This window comes from Sneathiella sp. D3-11 (assembly GCF_055809395.1).
Window position 1 is genome coordinate 2,553,540 of sequence record NZ_CM147911.1, and the last position, 18,134, is coordinate 2,571,673.

Genomic DNA, 18,134 nt, shown 5'->3' on the forward strand with positions numbered 1-18,134 from the left:
CACGGCGCATTTTAAAAGGATGTGGACATGCTAAAAGACAAGGTCGCGGTAATCACGGGATCAACTTCCGGAATAGGTGAGGGATGCGCCAGAGCGCTTGCGAAAGAGGGCTGCCACATTATCCTCAACGGCTTTGGTGATGCGGCGGAAATAGAGGCTCTGCGCAGCTCAATCGGAAGTGAATATGGCGTCAAATGTCTGTACAATGCGGCCGATATGACCAAACCCGATGAAATTGCGACCCTGTTCGAAATGGTGGACAAAGAGTTCGGTGGTGTCGATATACTGATCAATAATGCGGGTATTCAATATGTCTCGCCGATCGCCGAATTCCCCACGGAGAAATGGGATGCAATTATCGCCATCAATCTATCGTCGGCATTTCACACCATGCACCATGCAATTCCGCTTATGACAAAGCGGGGATGGGGGCGGATCATTAACATGGCGTCGGCCCATGCTTTGGTTGCTTCACCCAATAAAAGTGCATACGTCGCCGCAAAGCATGGTATTGCCGGGCTGACCAAAACCGCAGCGCTGGAAGTTGCGCGGGACAATATTACGGTCAATGCGATCTGTCCGGGCTATGTCTGGACGCCACTGGTGGAAAAGCAGATACCGGATACAGCGCGCACGCGCGGTATAACCGAAGAGGAAGTGATCAATGACGTGCTGCTCGCGGCTGCGGCAACGAAAAAATTCACGACTATAGAGCAGGTAGCGGCTCTTGCCCTGTTCCTTTGCAGTGACACTGCTGAAAATATCACGGGCAGTCTGCAATCCATCGACGGAGGCTGGACGGCGCAATAGGGGAGGTTGAAATTAGATGTCTGCGGATAGCATAGCCCTTAGCATCACCGGAAAGCCCAAGGATATCGGCGGGTTTGAGGTGCGGCGTCTTTTGCCTGTCGCGCGATGCCGTTCAGTTGGTGCTTTTGTTTTTCTCGACCATATGGGGCCTACAACCCTAAAGGCCGGGGAGGGGATTGATGTGCTGCCACATCCACATATCGGGCTCGCCACGGTAACCTATCTGTTTGAGGGGGCGATCCTTCATCGCGACAGCCTGGGAACGGTGCAGGAGATTTTTCCTGGCGATGTTAATCTGATGACTGCGGGGCGCGGGATTGTCCATTCAGAGCGTAGCAGCGAAGAAACCCGGTCGAAGGATCGCGATGTTCACGGCTTGCAGATGTGGGTGGCCCTTCCCAAAGAGCATGAAGAGATACGGCCAGTCTTCTCCCATACCCCGAAATCAGCATTGCCGGACTTAAAGGGAGAGGGATGGCATGGCCGCCTTGTTGTGGGTAGCCTGTTTGGCAAAACGTCGCCCGTCGAAACAATGAACAGGTATTTCTTTGTTGATTTACGACTTGAAGCCGGTGTTTCTATCCCGTTTGCTCCCGATTATGACGAGGCAGCTGTTTATGTTGTTGACGGGGAGCTTGATATTGATGGCGCGATCGTTGGGGCAGGCACTCTTGCGGTGCTTGAAAAGAAACCAAATGTCTTACTGACCTCCCGGCAGGAAGCGACCTTTGTCGTTTTGGGCGGTGACGCGCTGCCAGAGCTGCGGTTTATGTATTGGAATTTCGTCTCGACCCGCAAAGAAAGAATAGAGCGCGCGAAAGAAGATTGGCGAGGTCAGCGCTTCGATAGGGTTCCGGGTGAGACCTCGTTTGTTCTCCTTCCGGAATGATACCAGAGGTTATTCATGCGTTGAAGCAGTTGACAGCGATGCCTTTGACGGGTTTGATATTTTATCGACAAGACTAAGCCGACGCATGCGTCATAATCAGTGCAGCCCGCGTCCAAAGAAAAACAATAAAAAGGGACAGATAAATGAGTTGGGAAAAAGAGATTGAAGAACTAAAGGCCCGTCAGGCTCTTGCCAAAAAAATGGGGGGAGAGGAGAAGGTCGCGCGTCATGTAAATGCCGGAAAGCTGACTGTTCGTGACCGGATCGCCAAAATGGTCGATGAAGGCTCCTTTGAAGAAGTCGGGTCTGTCACGGGGAAGGCGGAATATGACGCAGACGGCAATCTTGTAGATATGCAGCCAGCAAATTTGATTACTGGGCGAGGGCGTGTAAATGGCCGTCGCGTGGTTGTCGCAGGTGACGACTTTACGGTACGCGGCGGAGCGAACGATGCAGGTATACGCGAGAAACTGATCCATGTCGAAAATATGGCGGGCACGATGCGTCTGCCGCTGATCCGCCTCGTTGACGGGACTGGCGGCGGTGGCTCGGTCAAGACTATCGAAACCGAAGGCCGCACCTATGTCCCCGAAGTTCGTGGATGGGATACGGTGATCGAGAATCTCTCGAAAGTACCGGTTGTTGCACTCGCTCTCGGTTCAACGGCCGGGTTGGGCGCGGCGCGAGTTGCCGCAAGTCATTATTCGGTAATGGTCAAGGAAACGTCCCAGATGTTTGTCGCGGGCCCGCCTGTGGTCGCCAGAACCGGGGAGGTTCTGACCAAGAATGAATTAGGCGGTTCTGATATTCACACGCGCAACGGAGCCGTGGATGATGAAGCAAATTCAGAGGAAGAAGCATTTGAACGTGCACGGCGGTTTCTTTCTTACCTGCCGCCTTCTGTCTTTGAATTACCAGAACGCGTCGAAAGCGATGACGATCCAAACCGACGCGAAGACTGGCTGATCGATGCGATCCCTCGGGATTCGCGCAAGGTCTATAAAATGCGAAAAATCATTGAGGCGGTCGTTGATAAGGGCAGTTTCTTTGAAATTGGCAAGAAATGGGGACGCTCAGTTATTACGGGTTTTGCCCGAATGGATGGCTGGCCGGTCGCCATTATGGCCAGCGATCCTTATCATTATGCGGGAGCATGGACATCAGATGCCTCGGATAAAGTCCTTCGTTTTGTTGACCTTGCGCAGACATTCCATCTGCCGGTTGCTCATCTGGTTGATATTCCGGGCTTTCTTGTCGGCCGGCAAGCGGAAGAACAAGCAACGATCCGTCATGGTGTGCGGGCGATGGCGGCAATTGCACAGGCGAGTGTGCCCTGGTGTGCGATTATTCTACGCAAAGCCTATGGGGTTGCGGGGGCTGCACATATGAATTCAGGACGGTTCAATCTCAGGTATGCCTGGCCATCGGGTGACTGGGGGTCGTTGCCCATCGCAGGGGGGCTGGAAGCTGCTTATAAATCCGAGCTGGAAGCATCGGATGATCCCAAGGCGAAGCTAGAGGAGATAGAGGAACGGCTGAATCGCTTGCGGTCTCCTTTCCGGACAGCAGAGCGCTTCATGATCGAAGAAATTGTTGATCCGCGTGATACCCGGAAGCTTCTCTGTGATTTTGCGGAAATGGCGGCACCGCTGAGGGAGACAGGCGTTTCGACCTTCAAGGTGCGGCCATAAGTGCGTTGGTATAGTCGTTTTGCCTATAATGGCGGGGGTTTTTAGGAAATTAGATGCCTGGATATGAAGGCGCTCTGACTTTACAGCGTAATTTTGGTGCACTTTGGTCACAAGGCCTTCCGATTTGAGAGTAATATTTGTGGTAATTTCACGCTTACTAATAACTCAAAGACGAGGCTGGTCATGGCTCAGAAGAAATTGCTGCAACTTCGCTCCGATATCCGCGACAACTATCTCACAAATGAGGCAGCGGCAGTTCATAAACTGATTGACGATCTGGACCTCTCGGAAGACGCCCGAAACCGGATCGTTGATCAGGCTGTGGTTTTAGTGAAAGAACTCCGCCGTGCTGACAACCCCGGCGTTATGGAAACCTTCCTCGGTGAATATGGCCTTACAACTGAGGAAGGGGTCGCCCTGATGTGCCTGGCTGAGGCTCTCTTGCGTGTGCCGGACGAAATAACCATGGACGCGCTGATAAGCGATAAGATCGCCCCTGCAGACTGGAGCAAGCATCTAGGTCATTCTTCCTCTCCGTTGGTGAATGCCTCCACATGGGGGCTGATGCTGACGGGAAAGGTTGTTCATCCACTTGGTGATGGTTCACTTGACGTCGTCGGGCAGCTTCGAAAGCTTATGAAGCGGGTAGGGGAGCCGGTTATCCGCACCGCCGTCAGTCAATCCATGAAAGTTCTCGGTCATCAATTCGTGCTTGGCCGCGATATTCAGGAAGCGATGAGCCGCGCCCGAGGAATGGAGAAAAAGGGATATACATATTCCTATGACATGCTGGGTGAGGCGGCGCGAACAGCAGAAGACGCGCAGCGTTATTTCATGGCCTACGCCAAGGCAATATCCAGTATTTCTGAACACAGCCGGCATGCGGATAGTCGTAATAATCCGGGTATATCCGTGAAGCTTTCGGCGCTTCATCCGCGTTACGAATATGCACAGAAAAAGCGGGTCATTGATGAGTTGGTGCCGCGCCTGTCGTCCCTCGTGTTTCAGGCGAAGAACGCTAATATGGGCTTCAATATCGATGCGGAAGAGGCCGATCGCCTCGATCTCTCTCTCGATGTAATCGAAACTGTGTTGGCAAGCCCGGACCTGAAAGGATGGGACGGGTTTGGGGTCGTGGTGCAGGCTTATGGGCCGCGCGCCGCCTACGTGCTCGACTGGCTATATGCGCTGTCCAAAAAGCTGAACCGGAAGATTATGGTTCGGCTGGTCAAAGGCGCCTATTGGGATACTGAGATCAAGCTCGCGCAGGTCATGGGATATGAAGGGTATCCTGTGTTCACCCGAAAGGCAGCAACGGATGTCAGTTATCTAGCCTGTGCAAAGAAGTTACTTTCCATGACAGATCATATTTACCCGCAGTTTGCGACGCATAATGCGCATTCAATTGCGGGCATTCTGGATATGGCAGACGAAGTCGATAACTTTGAGTTTCAGCGGCTCCATGGCATGGGGGAAGGATTGCATGACCTTGTCATGGCGCACAACAAAAATCGATGCCGCATTTATGCGCCGGTCGGGGTTCATGAAGACCTTCTCGCGTATCTTGTCCGCCGGCTGCTTGAAAACGGGGCGAACAGTTCTTTCGTCAATCAGGTTCTCGATGAAAAAGTTCCACCGCAGCAAGTTGTGCGCGATCCGGTGGATACAATTTTATCTTACTCGACAATAGAAAATGACAAAATTCCCTTGCCGTTGGCAATATATGGAGAGTGGCGGCGTAACTCAGCAGGTATTAATTTCCCGAACCCGTCGGTACTGGCGGCGTTTGAGGATAGTCGCGATGCCTTCAAGGCCACGACATGGCAGGCTGCTCCGATGATTGAGGGAAAACGGGTGGCCGGTAAGGGACGTGATGTCTGTAACCCTTCCCAGCGATCAGATATCGTTGGTAGAGTAATAGAGGCGACACCGGATGATATAAGTGCGGCAGTTTCCATTGCTGTTGCCGGGGTGACGGACTGGCGGCAAACGCCGATTAATGATCGTGCAGAAGTATTAGAGCGTCTTGCCGATCTTTACGAGGAAAACCGGGTGGAACTGATGGCTTTGCTGGCGCGGGAGGCAGGCAAATCGATCATGGACGGAATTTCCGAAGTACGGGAGGCAGCCGACTTCTGTCGATATTATGCTTTGCGGGCGCGGGAGGATGCAAAAAAGGGAGATTTAGAGGGGCGCGGTCTTTTTATCTGTATCTCCCCCTGGAATTTTCCGCTTGCCATATTTACGGGGCAGATTGTCGCCGCATTGGTCGCAGGCAACACCGTGATCGCGAAACCAGCGGAACAAACACCATTAATTGCCAACAGGGCCGTTGAATTGATGCGCGCCGCAGGATTTCCGGGCGATGTTCTGCAACTTCTGCCGGGCGATGGTGCGGTCGTTGGTGCGGCGTTGGTCTCGCATCCCGATATACAGGGTGTTTGCTTCACTGGATCGACGGTAACCGCGCAGCGCATTGCGCGATCAATGGCCGCGAGTGCAGACCCGAGGGCGCCGCTCATTGCGGAAACGGGTGGTCTCAATGCCATGATTGTTGATTCAAGCGCACTACCGGAGCAGGCGATCCGGGATATCGTCGCATCGGCGTTCCAGTCTGCGGGCCAGAGATGCTCTGCGCTCCGCGTCCTCTATGTACAGGAGGATGTGGCTGACAAGGTTACTGAAATGCTTGAAGGCGCGATGGCAGAACTCAAGATTGGCAATCCCTGGGATATTGCTGTCGATGTGGGGCCAGTCATCGACCTTGATGCGAAGTCCATGATTGAAGCGCACTGCAAAAAGATGGAAGACGCCGGCCGTTTGATCAAGAAATTGCCGCTACCGCCGCAGGCAAAGGCGGGTTGTTTTGTAAGTCCGGCGGCTTATCGAGATCGACGGGATTGAGGAACTAGAGAAAGAGATATTTGGTCCAGTTTTGCACGTTGTAACATTCAAGGCAGAGGACGTGAACAAGGTCGTCGAGAAGATCAATGCCACAGGTTATGGGTTGACACTCGGTCTGCATACCCGTGTCGATACCCGTGTTCAGGATGTTTGCGATCGGGCGCATGTTGGTAATCTCTATGTTAATCGCAACCAGATTGGTGCTGTCGTTGGCGTTCAACCATTTGGTGGGGAGGGGCTGTCGGGGACCGGCCCGAAGGCGGGTGGACCGCTCTATCTTCATCGTTTTATGAAGAAGACAGGGCATGTAACGCTCTCTTCTGGACAGGCTGCCAGCACATGGCCGAGGGTTACTATATCCGACAATCTATATGCAGTAATCCGAGGGTTGCGACAGGCACAATCGCGATGGGATCAGAGCGAAGATCGCAGAGCAATGTTGGAAAACTTTTCCTCTAAATTGCAGGTAACCCTGCAGAAGACAATCAGGGAAACTCTGGATCAGGCACAGGATTATAGTCCTGGTCCTGTCGATCTGGCGGGACCGACCGGGGAAAGTAATCGTCTAGGCCTTCACGGGCGGGGGATAATTCTGTGCGCGGGATCAGACGCAATCAGAATGGCGTTGACGGCATTGCTCACCGGAAACAGCGTTATTCTTGCGAATGCGCCGGAAGGAAGCGAAGAAGTAATCAAAGCGTTTGACGCGGTAAAAGGGCTAAAAGGCCTTATCCTCCGCCTTGAGGAGGAACTGACACCGGGATTAGTCGCGGCGTTGCCGTCATTGGCCGGAGTTGCCCTCACGGGTGGGGAGTATGATCTTCGTGCCTACCGACAGGCAATTGCAACTCGCGACGGATCAATCGTCCCGCTGATCACCGGCAGTGAGGATTGGGAATATTACGTTGCGGAACGGGCGCTTTGTGTCGATACGACTGCTTCGGGCGGCAATACCAAGCTTCTTGCGGCGAATGAGGCTTAATCAAGCCCCATGCAGTTTGCATAATAAGTGGTTGTCGCGGGCCAGTCAGAGAAGACACCAACAACACCCACGTCTTTCGCCAGAACGTCGAGAACGGTCATCATGTCGCCCTCGTTGTCTATAGCATTCGAGATTGTTCTATAATACCAGCCACCGCCGGTGGTGAGGGAGCCGGAGCGTTCTAACGTCCAGGTAATGATTTTAAGATTTGCCTTTCCGGCCTCCTTCGCATAGGCAGAGGGGACGATCTTGCCGTTTTCATCCAACGCAAGAAGCATCCAGATCGGTGGTGCAATATAGCGCAAGCCTTTATCGGCGAGTTCTTGCATGCTTGGTGAGAATGTATCCGGATTAGCCGGGTTCAGACTATTGCCGCGATATCGTCCATCAAGAAATACGGCTTGCATACCAAACTCTGGCTCACTTTCGATCCAATAAAACACATCGTCGAGATTAAAGGATTGCGGAAAGACACGCGCCGGATCGATCCCCGCCGCTTTATACTCTGCGATCATTGCTTTGGCGTAGTCTTGCTGACTGTAATTTCCTGCGTAGGGCATTGGAACATCGGCGGATTTAAGCTCTGGTGTGAATTTTAGTCCTAGTCCGTCAATCAGCGCGATACTTTCCTGATGCGTCATCAAAGTGCCTTTCGAGGCATAAAGATCCGTACGCCAACTGGGTGTTCCTCTCAGGTATTCAGCAATGGTTTCTGCCTTTTTGTTTCCACCATCCATCTTGCCCTTCAAGGATTTGAACTCGGCAAGCGTCAGAACAGAGGCACAGCATTTCACAGACGCCTTACCACCATTCTCACTGGCCGGGGAAAAGGGAACGGAGCATTTTGCCGCCAGCTCAGGGCGTTCAAGAATATCTGTCGTCTGGTGAAGATCACATTGAGAGTGTCGACAGACAAGTGCCTTGTCCTTGGTGAAGGTTACGTCGCATTCAATGATGCCCGCGCCCATGCGCGCAGCAGCAAGATAGCTTTCTTTTGTATGCTCGGGAAACTGAAGGGAGGCGCCACGATGTCCAATAGAGAAATCTGTTGTTCTGGCTGGTTGCGACCGACATTGCAGGAGCTTTTCTTTCAGCTCCCCGGTTTCCATATCCTCCACAAGGAAGAGCGGCCGGGGCCCGAGGGAGATGGCATCTGCGGCCTGTGAAATATTCTCACCGCCTGTTAGACTCAGGAAAAACAAGGCCAATAATGACGATAACAAAAATCGGGCTGTTTTCATGAAATCTCTCTCAGTCCTAGTTATTAGGGAACCTTAGCCTCTAATACAAAGACTGTGTAATCAAATTTATGACAGTGACTATGCCGGGCTAATTGCGTCGCCAATTGACGATAATGGGCCCCGCTACGGCGCAGGCCAGCCCCACCAGGAAGAGGTGGGAGAGATGCTCATTCAATATAAGAGCGCCAAAGGCCGCAGCCATGATGGGCGCAATCGGCACATAGATTGCGGCCTGAGAGGGAGAAAGCTGCTGAAGTCCCCAGTTAAAAAGAAAGAGGCTGAATGCCGCCGCGGGGCCCGCAAGATAAAGAAGCCAGAGCCAGTCGCGCGTGTCATATCCCGCGATGACACTCCCGATTCCTTCGCTGTAGGCGATAGGAAAAATCACCATGGTTCCTGCACTCATCCCGATAATCGTGAGCAGCAGGACGGAGCGGTTCTGCATCAGTCGGCCGGAGAATGCGTTGTAGGTTGCCCCGCAACAGACAGCCATAAAGAAGAGGAGCTCTCCCATCCAGCTGCCTGATGCTGTGTCGGCGGCAAAGGCTTTTTCGCCGATGGCTAGCGCCACACCGACAATTGACAGAACCGCTGCGAACAGCTTGATGCCATTTAGCGAGATCGCGCCCGGTCATTGCTGCGATCAACATGGTCATAATGGGGATAAGCGCAAAAATCACCGCCCCGCGGGAGGCCGGAATATCTTGCAAGGCCGTATTAACAAAAAGATGGAACAGGCCGAACTGAAGAGTGCCAAGCAGGGCGACCATTAGGAATACTTTTAAGGGAGGTATGACAATCCTGCGTCGCCACAACAGCGGTAAGAGCATTAATGTCGCCAGACCGTAGCGGAGAAACCCGAGGGAGGCGGAGGCTTGCTGATCTGCCATAATGGCGCGTATGCCAACGAAAGACAGGCCCAACAGAACGACGGCGAGCAATAAAGCTACATGCGGTAGCAGGGATGCAAGCGGCCGGACGGCATCTTTGTTTTCCAGATTGTTTTCAGGCAAGGCCAAGGCTGTACATCGTATAGATGCCGAGCGACATAGTGCCGATGCCGACAATAACTTGTAAGCTGTTATACGCCCATGTCATGGACTTTGCTGAATATCGCAATGGCACGGCGATAGCGGCGGAGAGAGCGGCCATACCGACAATGGAGCCAAAGCCGAAGAGGGCAATATAAAGAACAGCCGTTATCGTGCTGGTAATGGATCCGGCGACGAGCAGGACAAGTGCGGCTGAACCCGCCATCCCGTGCATAATACCGACGGCAAGGACACGCGCCGTCAGGCCTTTGTTATGTGTATGCTCATGGGAGGAGGAGGTATGCTTGCCTTCTCCTCTATGGGAGTGGGCATGCAGATGAGCGTGTTTAGCAGATGCATGTCTGTGGAAATGGAAATGCACCCGATCCCGGATCATCCGTCGGATCACATCCACCCCCAGCAATACCAGCATAATTCCGACTGTAAATTCCAGCCAATGGGCGATTGTTTCTGGCACAGTACTGTTCATCACAATAACGATTGTGCCGATAACCATGAGGGCAACCGTATGGCCGAGACCCCAGACAGCGCCATGGAATACCGTTTCCCGGATATTCTTGCTGCCTGACGCGAGGCTCGCGACCGCGGCGACATGATCCGCCTCAAGCGCATGGCGCATACCGATTAAAAATCCAAGAGTAAGTATTGAGAGCATTTTGACATCCGTTAGACGGTAAATTTCATAGGAGACGCGATCAGTCAGGCTGGCTCGACGGGTAAGAGTACCTCCGGCCATGAAGGTTCGCCAGCATTAAATTGCAATGCTTGAAATTGAGTGGAAAGATTTATATTTGCGCCAGGCGAAGAGATAACCGCTCCCGCTACTCTTCCTCACATCCTCTCAATGTCTCCTCGATAAGTGAGAACATCTCACCTGCGCGCTCCGCGTATGTGAGGCGAATGCGTTCAGGCGGAATTATGATCACATCGTCGGTTGAATTTTCCGCGAATTTGAAAGAAAAGACATAGTTTGGATAAAACCCCATTCTCAGGTCCGTAATGATCCGGGCCCCATCCTTTTCGCCATAGGAATAAAATCCATCTGTAAACCATTCCAATCTTTTCACGGATGGCGGAATTTTCTTAATTCCGGGCGGAACTTGCTGGCGTGGAACCGTAATCAGATTGCGAACACCACAGTTATTGAGAAGGCTCGTCAAGCCTGTCGATATCTTATCGTCGGAAATGGCTGTGACTTGCCAGACCAGCAGGTTAAAGGCCGTCGGCTGCACATGAATACGCATATCCCGAAAGATAGGATCGGCTTTTGCGCGGCTGGAGATGATGGTATTTTCCGCCATTCCGACTGCGAGATAGGCGCAGCTGAGTGCCAACATGATGCGGTTCATGCGATAACCGCCGCCCGGCTTTTTTCGGGCGAGCAGGATGGCGGTAATTCCGGCAAGTAAGAGCAGGGTATAGGCCGGATCAATAATGAAAACGGCCGGTAGGGCAACGGGTGGACCGATCTCCAACGGCCAGAAAATCTGTGTGCCGTAGGTTGTGAGCGAGATCCAGCAAACTATGCGTGATCAACGCCAGCCAGACCGTCAGGAACAGCATTTTCTTATGTTGCCAGCTTGACGGGGCGATCTTGCCTATCGCGAGTGCGATCAGCGGAGAGAGGACCGTTTGAACAATAACGGAGTGGCTGAAGCCCCGATGATAAGTCATGTTATCGATGGCATCATCAAGAGGAACAAAACTGTCAAGATCGGGTAAGGTCGCGACAATGCCGCCTATCAACAGGGCTTTTGGCCCAATGCGTGGGCCTAACAACGCACCGGAAATGCTGGCACCTAATACAAACTGCGTAACTGAATCCATTCTATCCCTGTATCCGAGTGCAGATTATTTACCAAGTCTGCCGGTGTTTTCACCTTCAGAACTATTTTCTAGCATCTAACCTGAGATAAATGATGCATATATATACGACGTTACGCTATGTGTAGGTCATTAATCATGTGCTCGCGACTGCTTTTAATATCCATTGCAGTCCCGAAATGGCCAAAATAACAGCCTGGAAAGCTCTTCTATGTCTCTTCCTCATATTGCGATGGCCCTTGTTATCAGTGCGATATGGGGATTTTCATTTGTTGCGTCGAAGGTTGGCCTTGATCATTTTCCGCCCCTTTTCTTTACGGCGCTGCGATTCTTGCTGGTGGCAATTTTGCTGTCGCCCTTCTTGAGAATCATCAAAGGACGGATGAAGGCGATTTTCTGGATTGCCATAACTGTTGGGGTTTTCCATTTCACTTTTCTTTATCTTGGAATTTTTGCCGCGGGCGGTGTTACGGCGGTTGCCATCACAAGCCAACTTATTGCGCCATTCTCGGTGATTATGGCGGTGATCCTGTTAAAGGAAACAATCGGCTGGCGGCGTATATTGGGAATCATCATGGCGTTTGGTGGGGTCATGATTCTGGGGTTTGATCCAGTGATTTTTGATCAGCTTGAGGGCGTTACCCTAGTTGCCATCGCGGCACTTTTTATGTCCGTTGGCCTGATTATGATGCGGCAAATCCAGAATGTCGGTACCATGTCGATGCAAGCTTGGATCGGTGCGATCTCTGTTCTGCCATTGATGTTGCTTTCATTTATTCTGGAAACGGGTCAGGTTGATTCAGTAATGTCGATGGGATGGGAAGCGGTCGGTGCCCTTGCTTTTGTTGTTGTCGTCACTACGATTTTTGCCCATGGCGGCTGGTACTATCTTATTCAGCGTTATCCGATCGCCGCATTGACGCCCTTTGGGTTGTTGGCCCCGATATTTGGCGTTGCCTTCGGTGTCGTGCTCTTCTCCGAGCCTATTACATTGCGCTTTGTTCTTGGAGGAATAGTGACTCTTGCCGGTGTCGCGATAATCAATCTTCGAACGGCAAAGAAAACTCCCGAACTTGCCAACGAACCCGAAGTTTAGCGGTTCTCGTCCAGATAGACCTTCAGCTTGTCGAGGAAGCTGAAAAAGTCCTTTTTCTCCCACTCACGCCAGCCATCGAAGGTATCGGCGAGTGCAGCTTCCAATCGCTCCTGCGCCTTTGCATGGGCCTTCTTACCAGCTTTGGTCAGATAAAGGATTTTTGAGCGTCCATCCGCTGGATTGTCTTCCGCGCGCAGAAAGTCTTTTTTGAGCATCTTCGCAATTGTCTTGGTTATGCCCGGCTGCGGCTGCTGCATGGCCCAAGCGATCCCGGAGACTGTCTTGCCCTCTTCAGGCTGATGCATGAAATGGTTGAGAAGGATGAACTGTGGAGGAGGAACATCTGTTCCGTCGAGAAGCTGCCGCATCTTCGTATCCGTCAGCTGGCTGATAATCCCAATCCAGTTGATGATGCGAAAATCCGAAGACGGAAGCTCTTCCTTCCGGTCATACTTCTCGTTTTCTCTGTTTGCGCTCATGCGATTACTATATCAGGCATTTTACGGCGTGGGGAAGGGGAAACGTTAGTTTGATAGCCTAATCGGTAGAACATTTGCACGGTTTCGGGTGCTTCTATCCCTAAATGATCTAAAAAGTCGGATTGAATCTCTCGCATTTCGGGATATTCCTGCAAAACCTGGCTAACCGGATGTATGGCAATTCCTGCATTGGTTGCCATTAGGTTCAGGCGAACGTAGCTCCGGCCGGCATTTACTTGCGCGCTTCTTGAATTATCAGCGGTTGATAGCCAACCCATATTGTAAGTACCCTCTACCCACCCCATGGCGTAATCGATACCGCCTTGATGGGCCAATGTGCCAGGCGTCATTGCCTTTTCCTTGCTCATTAAATTAAACCTTTTGAGCCACCAGAATAGAGGGCCGTTCAAGTCGATCCCGTCAGGGTTTGCGGCAATTTCCGTGGCACCTATTCTGGTTAGTTCAACACTTTCAAGGAGAGTGCGGGGCGTTTCAATTTCCTTGAGAACCGAGAGGCGAGCAAACTCCCTAAGGGGAGAGACATCCGCTTCATTTGTTGCAATACCGGTTCGTTGCCCGTCAAGCAACGGCAGGCTTTCTATGATCTGCTCATCTGTCGCGTTGAGATAAGCCTCCTCATATCCTTCCTTGTTGGAACGGCGGTTGAGAATATCACCGAAAAGGGGATCGGTAGATATGGACACGTCCTTTTCAAGCTGGATGCGTGCCACTGGCATGGTTCCGATTTCGAGGCTGTCACCTGCTGGCTCCCCGTTCGGGAACAGTGTAATCTTCGTGCGGTAGCCTTTTTCCCGTGCTGCAATGCCGAGAAGTTCGAGAAATGTGCCATGGCCGATCAGGACCTGTCGCCCGAAAGGATCTGTATGAGGAAGCAATCTTTCTGGATCTGCAAACAGGGTAATCTCATCATCTTTGGATAGATCCGCGAGCCAAGGCTGTCTGTTATGGGGTTTGGGAGCGAGGATGGCATAACTTAACAGCCACTCCCGATCGGGAAGGTCCGGAGCCGGCCCGCTCCAAGGGGAAATTGCGCTTTCTGGCATTTGATCGCATCTGGACAAAGAGAACCCGGAAGCCGCGATCACTAATCCACTTCCGCCAATTGTCCTAATAAATTTGCGCCGATCCATCACAATTCCTCCATTCATCGTTGTATGAGTATTAGAATAAAGTAAATTCCATGGAATTCAAGTGATCTATGTCACATTATTTAGTGGAAATGCGGGGGCCGGGCAGAGCCTGGCAATTCTTCAGTTTGTTGTGAGTACTTATTGAGGTATGAAGAACCTCCGCTAATTGGCGAGTGTTTTCCTGATGGCAGAGACTGACTATTCAAAGCGATCCGCACATCTTCGGATGTCGCTCTATTACGTCGCCTTTTTTTCGGTCTATGGGATCGCTATTCCTATCTGGCCGCGATGGCTAGAACATTATATCTCGGTGGAGTATGTCGGCATTGTGATGGGCGCGGCCTATTGGGCCAAGTTGATCTTTGTGCCCCTGACGTCATGGATCGCGGATATGACGGGAAATCGCAAAAGCATTCTGATCGCCTTGGCCCTGTTCGTTATTGCGGCCCTGATTTTGCTCCCCTACACGGAGGGGTGGCTTCTTTATGCGTTGATCTGGGGTGCGGCGGGGGCGGCTCTTTCCTCTGCAGTACCGCTTTCCGACGGACTGACACTTCGCGCGCAGCAGACAGTCGGTATCGATTTTGGTAAAGCCCGCCTCTGGGGATCATTGAGCTTTATTGCTTTTTCGCTTCTCGTGGGGGCAGCTGCCGATCAGTATGGCATTGACACAATTTATGTATCGATGGTGTTGGCGGCGGTATTTCTGCTTTTCGTCTCTCTTTTGCTTCCGGGAATCCGGACGAAGCCTGAAAAAGGAAAAGCGCCATTCTTCAGGCCACTCACACTGCCGAATTTTCCGCTTTTTGTCGTAACGGTTTCTTTGCTCCTTTCCACCCATGCTGGACTGTATGGCTTTAGTGCTATTCACTGGGCTAATCTAGGCTATACAAATGCTGAAATTACGCTGTTTTGGGTGATCGGGGTTGTAGCAGAGATCGGGATGTTCGCAGTCTCAGGCCGTCTGATCGCCCGCTTTGGTGCGACGCCGATGATTGCCGTCGCGGCACTTGGAGGCATGGTGCGCTGGCTTCTGCTTGCCGTCGCGGCTTCACCGATCCTCATCGGTTTCGCCCAGACTCTTCACGCCTTGACGTTCGCACTTCTCTATATGTCATTCATTGCGTATATCGGGAAACGCGTGCCGCCGGCAATTTCGGCGTCCGCTCAAGGCCTCTATGACAGCCTCGCCATGGGGGTATTCTTCGGCATTTTCACCATTGCGGCCGGGTGGCTGCATCAGCAGGACGGATCCTATAATTTCCTGTTTATGGCACTACTTTCCGCAATCGGGCTGTTGTTGGCTCTGATCCTCTTGCGGCAGGTAAAGCGTTATGACCGATTGCATACGGCGCAGTAAATTTAAAGAGAATTCAGGAAAGCCAGAAGTTGCCGGCGTTCCAAGGCATCCAGGCTGCGGTATGAGTCCTTTGCATTTTTCGCCTCTCCGCCGTGCCAGAGGATAGCTTCCTCGATTGAGCGGGCGCGGCCATCATGGAGGAACCTTGAATGTTTGTTGACCGCCTCAACTAAACCAATACCCCAGAGCGGTGCGGTGCGCCATTCTTTGCCAGTCGCCACAAAATCCGTCCGGCCATCGGCGAGGTCATCGCCCATGTCATGGAGCAAAAGGTCCGTGAAAGGGTGGATCGTCTGGTTGGAGAGTATCGGTAGCGCCGGATGTTTTCCTGTTACAAATGTCGGGATATGGCAAGAGGCACAGCCGATATCGCGGAACAATGACTCCCCTGCAACGACATCCGGCTCATCAACATGCCGCCGGATCGGGACTGCAAGCGTCTGGGTATAGAGTGTCATCTTGTCCAGAAACTCATCACTAAGCTCGGGCGCATTCCCAAGCGGTGCATTGCGGCAGGCGTCTTGCCCTTCCGGACAATTCTGCTCAGGAAACAAATTTGAAGTAAGGCCGATATCGCCGAAAGCGGCGGCTGCGTTCTGATGAAGAAGTGACGCCGCGTTTGACTTCCAGCCGAACCGGCCAATACGCATTGCTTTTTTGCCTTGATCCCACACATGGTTGAGCCGGCCGGAAATGCCGTCATCATCGACATCTTTCGGGTCCGCAATTGCCTTTAAATCCTCTTCAGAAATCGCTTCGAGCAACCCAAGGCCTATGACGGCCGGAGCCACCCGGGGTGAAATCATAATATCCGGTCCCAATGGACCGAATGCAAGGTCGGAAAAATGATATTCCGGCCGGAGAAGAGAGTAGGGCGTGCCATCTGTAAACTGGCCGGAAATTTCGGTAGTTTCGATCATGACCTTGCCCTCCGCCGGAACAGAGGGAATTGACCGGTCATTTAACTGATCGCCATAGATAGGATGAGGGTTTGGGCCGCCATGCTCATCCGCGCCAGAGACACTTAGCCGGACAAGCATGGAAAGAAACTCCCCGCCCTTTTTCGTGGGCGGCTGGCCGCGCCCGTCTCTTAAGTGACAACCCGAGCAGGAGACGCGGTTAAAGGTCGGGCCGAGGCCATCGAGCGTTTTGACCGACGCGGGCGCGATTACCCAGTTTGTATTGAAGAGCTTGTTGCCAAAGAAAAAAATACGAAGTTGATCGCGGTTTATATTCGCGGCAGGCAGTGAAAAAGAATTTTTCCCTCGGGTCGGTTGCGTTGTCTCCCCACCCGGAGAAGCAGATATGGGCGCTTTGGTGTCGTAGTCGGCCTTAACGATAGTTGCCGACAGGATAAGTGGCAGTATCAGGGCTACTGTGACCCAAAGCGTCCGTTGCATTTTTGTTGTGGTTCCTTTTAACCGCCGGTAGGGACGATGACTTTAACTCCGAGGAGTTTGCCAATGTCCTTAATGACATCTGATTGAGCTTGCAAGGCAGTAATCACGGCCTCTGCCTCTGCGCGGGCCTGACTTTTTGGCGCCGATGCCAGAATAGAGTCGAACGGATAATTGAGTGATGAAATCGCTGCGTCGGTCTGGTTAAGCGCGGTGATCATACGCTTGTTTAGATCTGGTGCGAGGTCGCCGACAAGGTCGCTGATGCCGGGGCCATTCACGCTGCCGTAGCTGCCGAAATAGACATTCCGTATCCCGCGCTGGTCAAAAATGACGTCATTAAGTGTATTGTCGGAGAAACAAGACTGCTCGTCCTCCTGATCGCCACTGTCTAACCCGGTTGCAATGCGTTCCAGGGCCAGCTCAAACTCGCTAAGTGTTGCGAGCGAGGTTAGAATTCGGCCAAGCGCTTCGCGATCCGAATATGCTTTGAATGTTGCGGCGTAGCTGTCTGGATCGCTGGTATTCCAGGCTGTCACCAGCCTTTCCAAATCGTCAACCAGCATCTCAGTGATCGTTTTAAGATAGAGCCGCCGTCTGTCGTTGTTATCCTTCCCGACGATGAAGTCTGTATAAGGACGGTCGCCAGGGAGGTGGGGTTCATGTCCTGTCCCCAGAGCAGGAATTCAATGGCATGATAGCCGGTCGTGACATCTGCCTCGTCTTCCACTTGGTCATTTTCACGAATGGAGGCTGCGGTGATCTCGATAGACGTATTATTGATGATTCCAGCTTTCGGGTTTCCTTCAACATAGTCAATAAAGCCTTCATTCATCGGCCAAGCATTGAGCCGGCCTTCCGGTCCTTCTTCGCCGGTTTTTTCGTCTACGAAATCGATAGGTCCTTCATAAAAGCGAAATGCCTCCGTCTGTAAATAGCTCGTGCGGGCATTCAGCCAAGCGTTCCGTGCTGCGCTCAGCGTTTCCTGGGATGGATTTTCCAGCAGCTCGCCGATGGCAGTTTGCAGGTCTTTTGCGTCCAGCAGGGACTGACTGTAGTTTTCCGCGACCAATGCGGCATAATTTGCGATGACCGGATAAGCGTCATACTTCGGAACATATCCGGCGGCATCCTTATCAAGGGCATAGCTTGAGATATTTCGGATAGGATCGGTTTGTGAAGCATAGGACACGGAAGCGAGTGCCAGTGCTATGCAGGAGATGCCTGCATATAAGCTAATTTTTCTCATTGGGTTCCT

General features: G+C 52.2%; 16 protein-coding genes and 2 pseudogenes. 7 read left to right on the forward strand and 11 right to left on the reverse strand.

Annotated elements, in window-relative coordinates; translation table 11 throughout:
* The first annotated feature begins 27 nt into the window (after positions 1-27).
* The 4 genes and pseudogenes from AC0L73_RS13015 to putA all read left to right on the forward strand — a co-directional run bounded on the left by AC0L73_RS13015 (position 28) and on the right by putA (position 7,276).
* Positions 28-810, forward strand: coding sequence for a 3-hydroxybutyrate dehydrogenase (locus AC0L73_RS13015; protein ID WP_473653929.1), 783 nt, complete (start codon positions 28-30; stop codon positions 808-810).
* Between the two features lie 16 nt (positions 811-826).
* Positions 827-1,699, forward strand: coding sequence for a pirin family protein (locus tag AC0L73_RS13020; RefSeq protein WP_473653930.1), 873 nt, complete (start codon positions 827-829; stop codon positions 1,697-1,699).
* A gap of 143 nt (positions 1,700-1,842) precedes the next feature.
* On the forward strand, positions 1,843-3,390 hold the full coding sequence (locus tag AC0L73_RS13025) for an acyl-CoA carboxylase subunit beta (RefSeq protein WP_227947778.1): 1,548 nt from the start codon (positions 1,843-1,845) through the stop codon (positions 3,388-3,390).
* A gap of 183 nt (positions 3,391-3,573) precedes the next feature.
* A pseudogene (putA, locus tag AC0L73_RS13030) lies at positions 3,574-7,276 on the forward strand (bifunctional proline dehydrogenase/L-glutamate gamma-semialdehyde dehydrogenase PutA).
* Here putA and AC0L73_RS13035 read toward each other — a convergent pair.
* On the reverse strand, positions 7,273-8,517 hold the full coding sequence (locus AC0L73_RS13035; RefSeq protein WP_473653931.1) for a glycerophosphodiester phosphodiesterase family protein: 1,245 nt from the start codon (positions 8,515-8,517) through the stop codon (positions 7,273-7,275). The pseudogene putA and the gene AC0L73_RS13035 sit on opposite strands and share 4 nt — an antisense overlap.
* Positions 8,518-8,605: 88 nt before the next feature.
* Complete coding sequence (locus tag AC0L73_RS13040) at positions 8,606-9,088, reverse strand: DMT family transporter (RefSeq protein ID WP_473653932.1); 483 nt, start codon at positions 9,086-9,088, stop codon at positions 8,606-8,608.
* On the opposite strand from AC0L73_RS13040, the gene AC0L73_RS13045 reads away from it, so the two are divergent.
* The gene (locus AC0L73_RS13045; RefSeq protein ID WP_473655473.1) at positions 9,075-9,290 is read left to right on the forward strand and encodes a hypothetical protein; all 216 of its coding nucleotides are present in this window, start codon (positions 9,075-9,077) and stop codon (positions 9,288-9,290) included. The two genes, AC0L73_RS13040 and AC0L73_RS13045, sit on opposite strands and share 14 nt — an antisense overlap.
* Here the strand turns inward: AC0L73_RS13045 and AC0L73_RS13050 are convergent.
* From AC0L73_RS13050 to AC0L73_RS13065, 4 genes and pseudogenes are all read right to left on the reverse strand, one after another.
* Positions 9,210-9,407: pseudogene (locus AC0L73_RS13050) on the reverse strand (EamA family transporter); the annotation flags it as partial. The gene AC0L73_RS13045 and the pseudogene AC0L73_RS13050 overlap by 81 nt on opposite strands.
* A gap of 115 nt (positions 9,408-9,522) precedes the next feature.
* The gene (locus tag AC0L73_RS13055; protein WP_473653933.1) at positions 9,523-10,305 is read right to left on the reverse strand and encodes a sulfite exporter TauE/SafE family protein; all 783 of its coding nucleotides are present in this window, start codon (positions 10,303-10,305) and stop codon (positions 9,523-9,525) included.
* Positions 10,306-10,390: 85 nt separating this feature from the next.
* The gene (locus AC0L73_RS13060) at positions 10,391-11,044 is read right to left on the reverse strand and encodes a hypothetical protein (RefSeq protein WP_473653934.1); all 654 of its coding nucleotides are present in this window, start codon (positions 11,042-11,044) and stop codon (positions 10,391-10,393) included.
* Complete coding sequence (locus tag AC0L73_RS13065) at positions 10,998-11,396, reverse strand: metal-dependent hydrolase (RefSeq protein ID WP_473653935.1); 399 nt, start codon at positions 11,394-11,396, stop codon at positions 10,998-11,000. The genes AC0L73_RS13060 and AC0L73_RS13065 overlap by 47 nt, the downstream gene beginning before the upstream one ends.
* 208 nt (positions 11,397-11,604) lie before the next feature.
* Between AC0L73_RS13065 and AC0L73_RS13070 the strand changes: the two genes are divergently transcribed.
* On the forward strand, positions 11,605-12,489 hold the full coding sequence (locus tag AC0L73_RS13070; protein WP_227947773.1) for a DMT family transporter: 885 nt from the start codon (positions 11,605-11,607) through the stop codon (positions 12,487-12,489).
* On the opposite strand, the gene AC0L73_RS13075 is transcribed toward AC0L73_RS13070, so the two are convergent.
* Together AC0L73_RS13075 and AC0L73_RS13080 are read right to left on the reverse strand one after the other, a co-directional pair.
* Positions 12,486-12,968 carry a MarR family winged helix-turn-helix transcriptional regulator gene (locus AC0L73_RS13075; RefSeq protein WP_227947772.1) on the reverse strand — a complete coding sequence of 161 codons (483 nt, stop codon included), beginning with the start codon at positions 12,966-12,968 and terminating at the stop codon, positions 12,486-12,488. The two genes, AC0L73_RS13070 and AC0L73_RS13075, sit on opposite strands and share 4 nt — an antisense overlap.
* Positions 12,965-14,032 carry an Acg family FMN-binding oxidoreductase gene (locus tag AC0L73_RS13080; RefSeq protein WP_473653936.1) on the reverse strand — a complete coding sequence of 356 codons (1,068 nt, stop codon included), beginning with the start codon at positions 14,030-14,032 and terminating at the stop codon, positions 12,965-12,967. Before AC0L73_RS13080 ends, AC0L73_RS13075 begins: the two co-directional genes overlap by 4 nt.
* 271 nt (positions 14,033-14,303) lie before the next feature.
* Here AC0L73_RS13080 and AC0L73_RS13085 point away from each other — a divergent pair, with 271 nt between their 5' ends.
* Positions 14,304-15,479 (forward strand): MFS transporter, encoded by a 1,176-nt coding sequence (locus AC0L73_RS13085; RefSeq protein ID WP_473653937.1) that lies wholly within the window; start codon positions 14,304-14,306, stop codon positions 15,477-15,479.
* Between the two features lie 2 nt (positions 15,480-15,481).
* On the opposite strand, the gene AC0L73_RS13090 is transcribed toward AC0L73_RS13085, so the two are convergent.
* The 3 genes from AC0L73_RS13090 to AC0L73_RS13100 are packed head-to-tail and all read right to left on the reverse strand — an operon-like array spanning position 15,482 to position 18,125.
* Positions 15,482-16,879, reverse strand: coding sequence for a di-heme oxidoreductase family protein (locus AC0L73_RS13090; protein ID WP_473653938.1), 1,398 nt, complete (start codon positions 16,877-16,879; stop codon positions 15,482-15,484).
* A 17-nt stretch (positions 16,880-16,896) separates the two neighbouring features.
* Positions 16,897-17,499, reverse strand: a complete 603-nt coding sequence (locus AC0L73_RS13095; protein ID WP_473655449.1) for an imelysin family protein — start codon at positions 17,497-17,499, stop codon at positions 16,897-16,899.
* Complete coding sequence (locus AC0L73_RS13100; RefSeq protein ID WP_473653939.1) at positions 17,412-18,125, reverse strand: imelysin family protein; 714 nt, start codon at positions 18,123-18,125, stop codon at positions 17,412-17,414. The genes AC0L73_RS13095 and AC0L73_RS13100 overlap by 88 nt, the downstream gene beginning before the upstream one ends.
* Between the last annotated feature and the right edge of the window lie 9 nt (positions 18,126-18,134).

Coding starts and splice junctions, on each gene's coding strand:
- AC0L73_RS13015 (WP_473653929.1), top strand. CDS start 28: ATGCTAAAAGACAAGGTCGCGGTAATCACGGGATCAACTTCCGGAATA.
- AC0L73_RS13020 (WP_473653930.1), top strand. CDS start 827: ATGTCTGCGGATAGCATAGCCCTTAGCATCACCGGAAAGCCCAAGGAT.
- AC0L73_RS13025 (WP_227947778.1), top strand. CDS start 1,843: ATGAGTTGGGAAAAAGAGATTGAAGAACTAAAGGCCCGTCAGGCTCTT.
- AC0L73_RS13035 (WP_473653931.1), bottom strand. CDS start 8,517: ATGAAAACAGCCCGATTTTTGTTATCGTCATTATTGGCCTTGTTTTTC.
- AC0L73_RS13045 (WP_473655473.1), top strand. CDS start 9,075: ATGGCTAGCGCCACACCGACAATTGACAGAACCGCTGCGAACAGCTTG.
- AC0L73_RS13055 (WP_473653933.1), bottom strand. CDS start 10,305: ATGGCCGGAGGTACTCTTACCCGTCGAGCCAGCCTGACTGATCGCGTC.
- AC0L73_RS13065 (WP_473653935.1), bottom strand. CDS start 11,396: ATGGATTCAGTTACGCAGTTTGTATTAGGTGCCAGCATTTCCGGTGCG.
- AC0L73_RS13070 (WP_227947773.1), top strand. CDS start 11,605: ATGTCTCTTCCTCATATTGCGATGGCCCTTGTTATCAGTGCGATATGG.
- AC0L73_RS13075 (WP_227947772.1), bottom strand. CDS start 12,968: ATGAGCGCAAACAGAGAAAACGAGAAGTATGACCGGAAGGAAGAGCTT.
- AC0L73_RS13080 (WP_473653936.1), bottom strand. CDS start 14,032: ATGCCAGAAAGCGCAATTTCCCCTTGGAGCGGGCCGGCTCCGGACCTT.
- AC0L73_RS13085 (WP_473653937.1), top strand. CDS start 14,304: ATGGCAGAGACTGACTATTCAAAGCGATCCGCACATCTTCGGATGTCG.
- AC0L73_RS13090 (WP_473653938.1), bottom strand. CDS start 16,879: ATGCAACGGACGCTTTGGGTCACAGTAGCCCTGATACTGCCACTTATC.
- AC0L73_RS13100 (WP_473653939.1), bottom strand. CDS start 18,125: ATGAGAAAAATTAGCTTATATGCAGGCATCTCCTGCATAGCACTGGCA.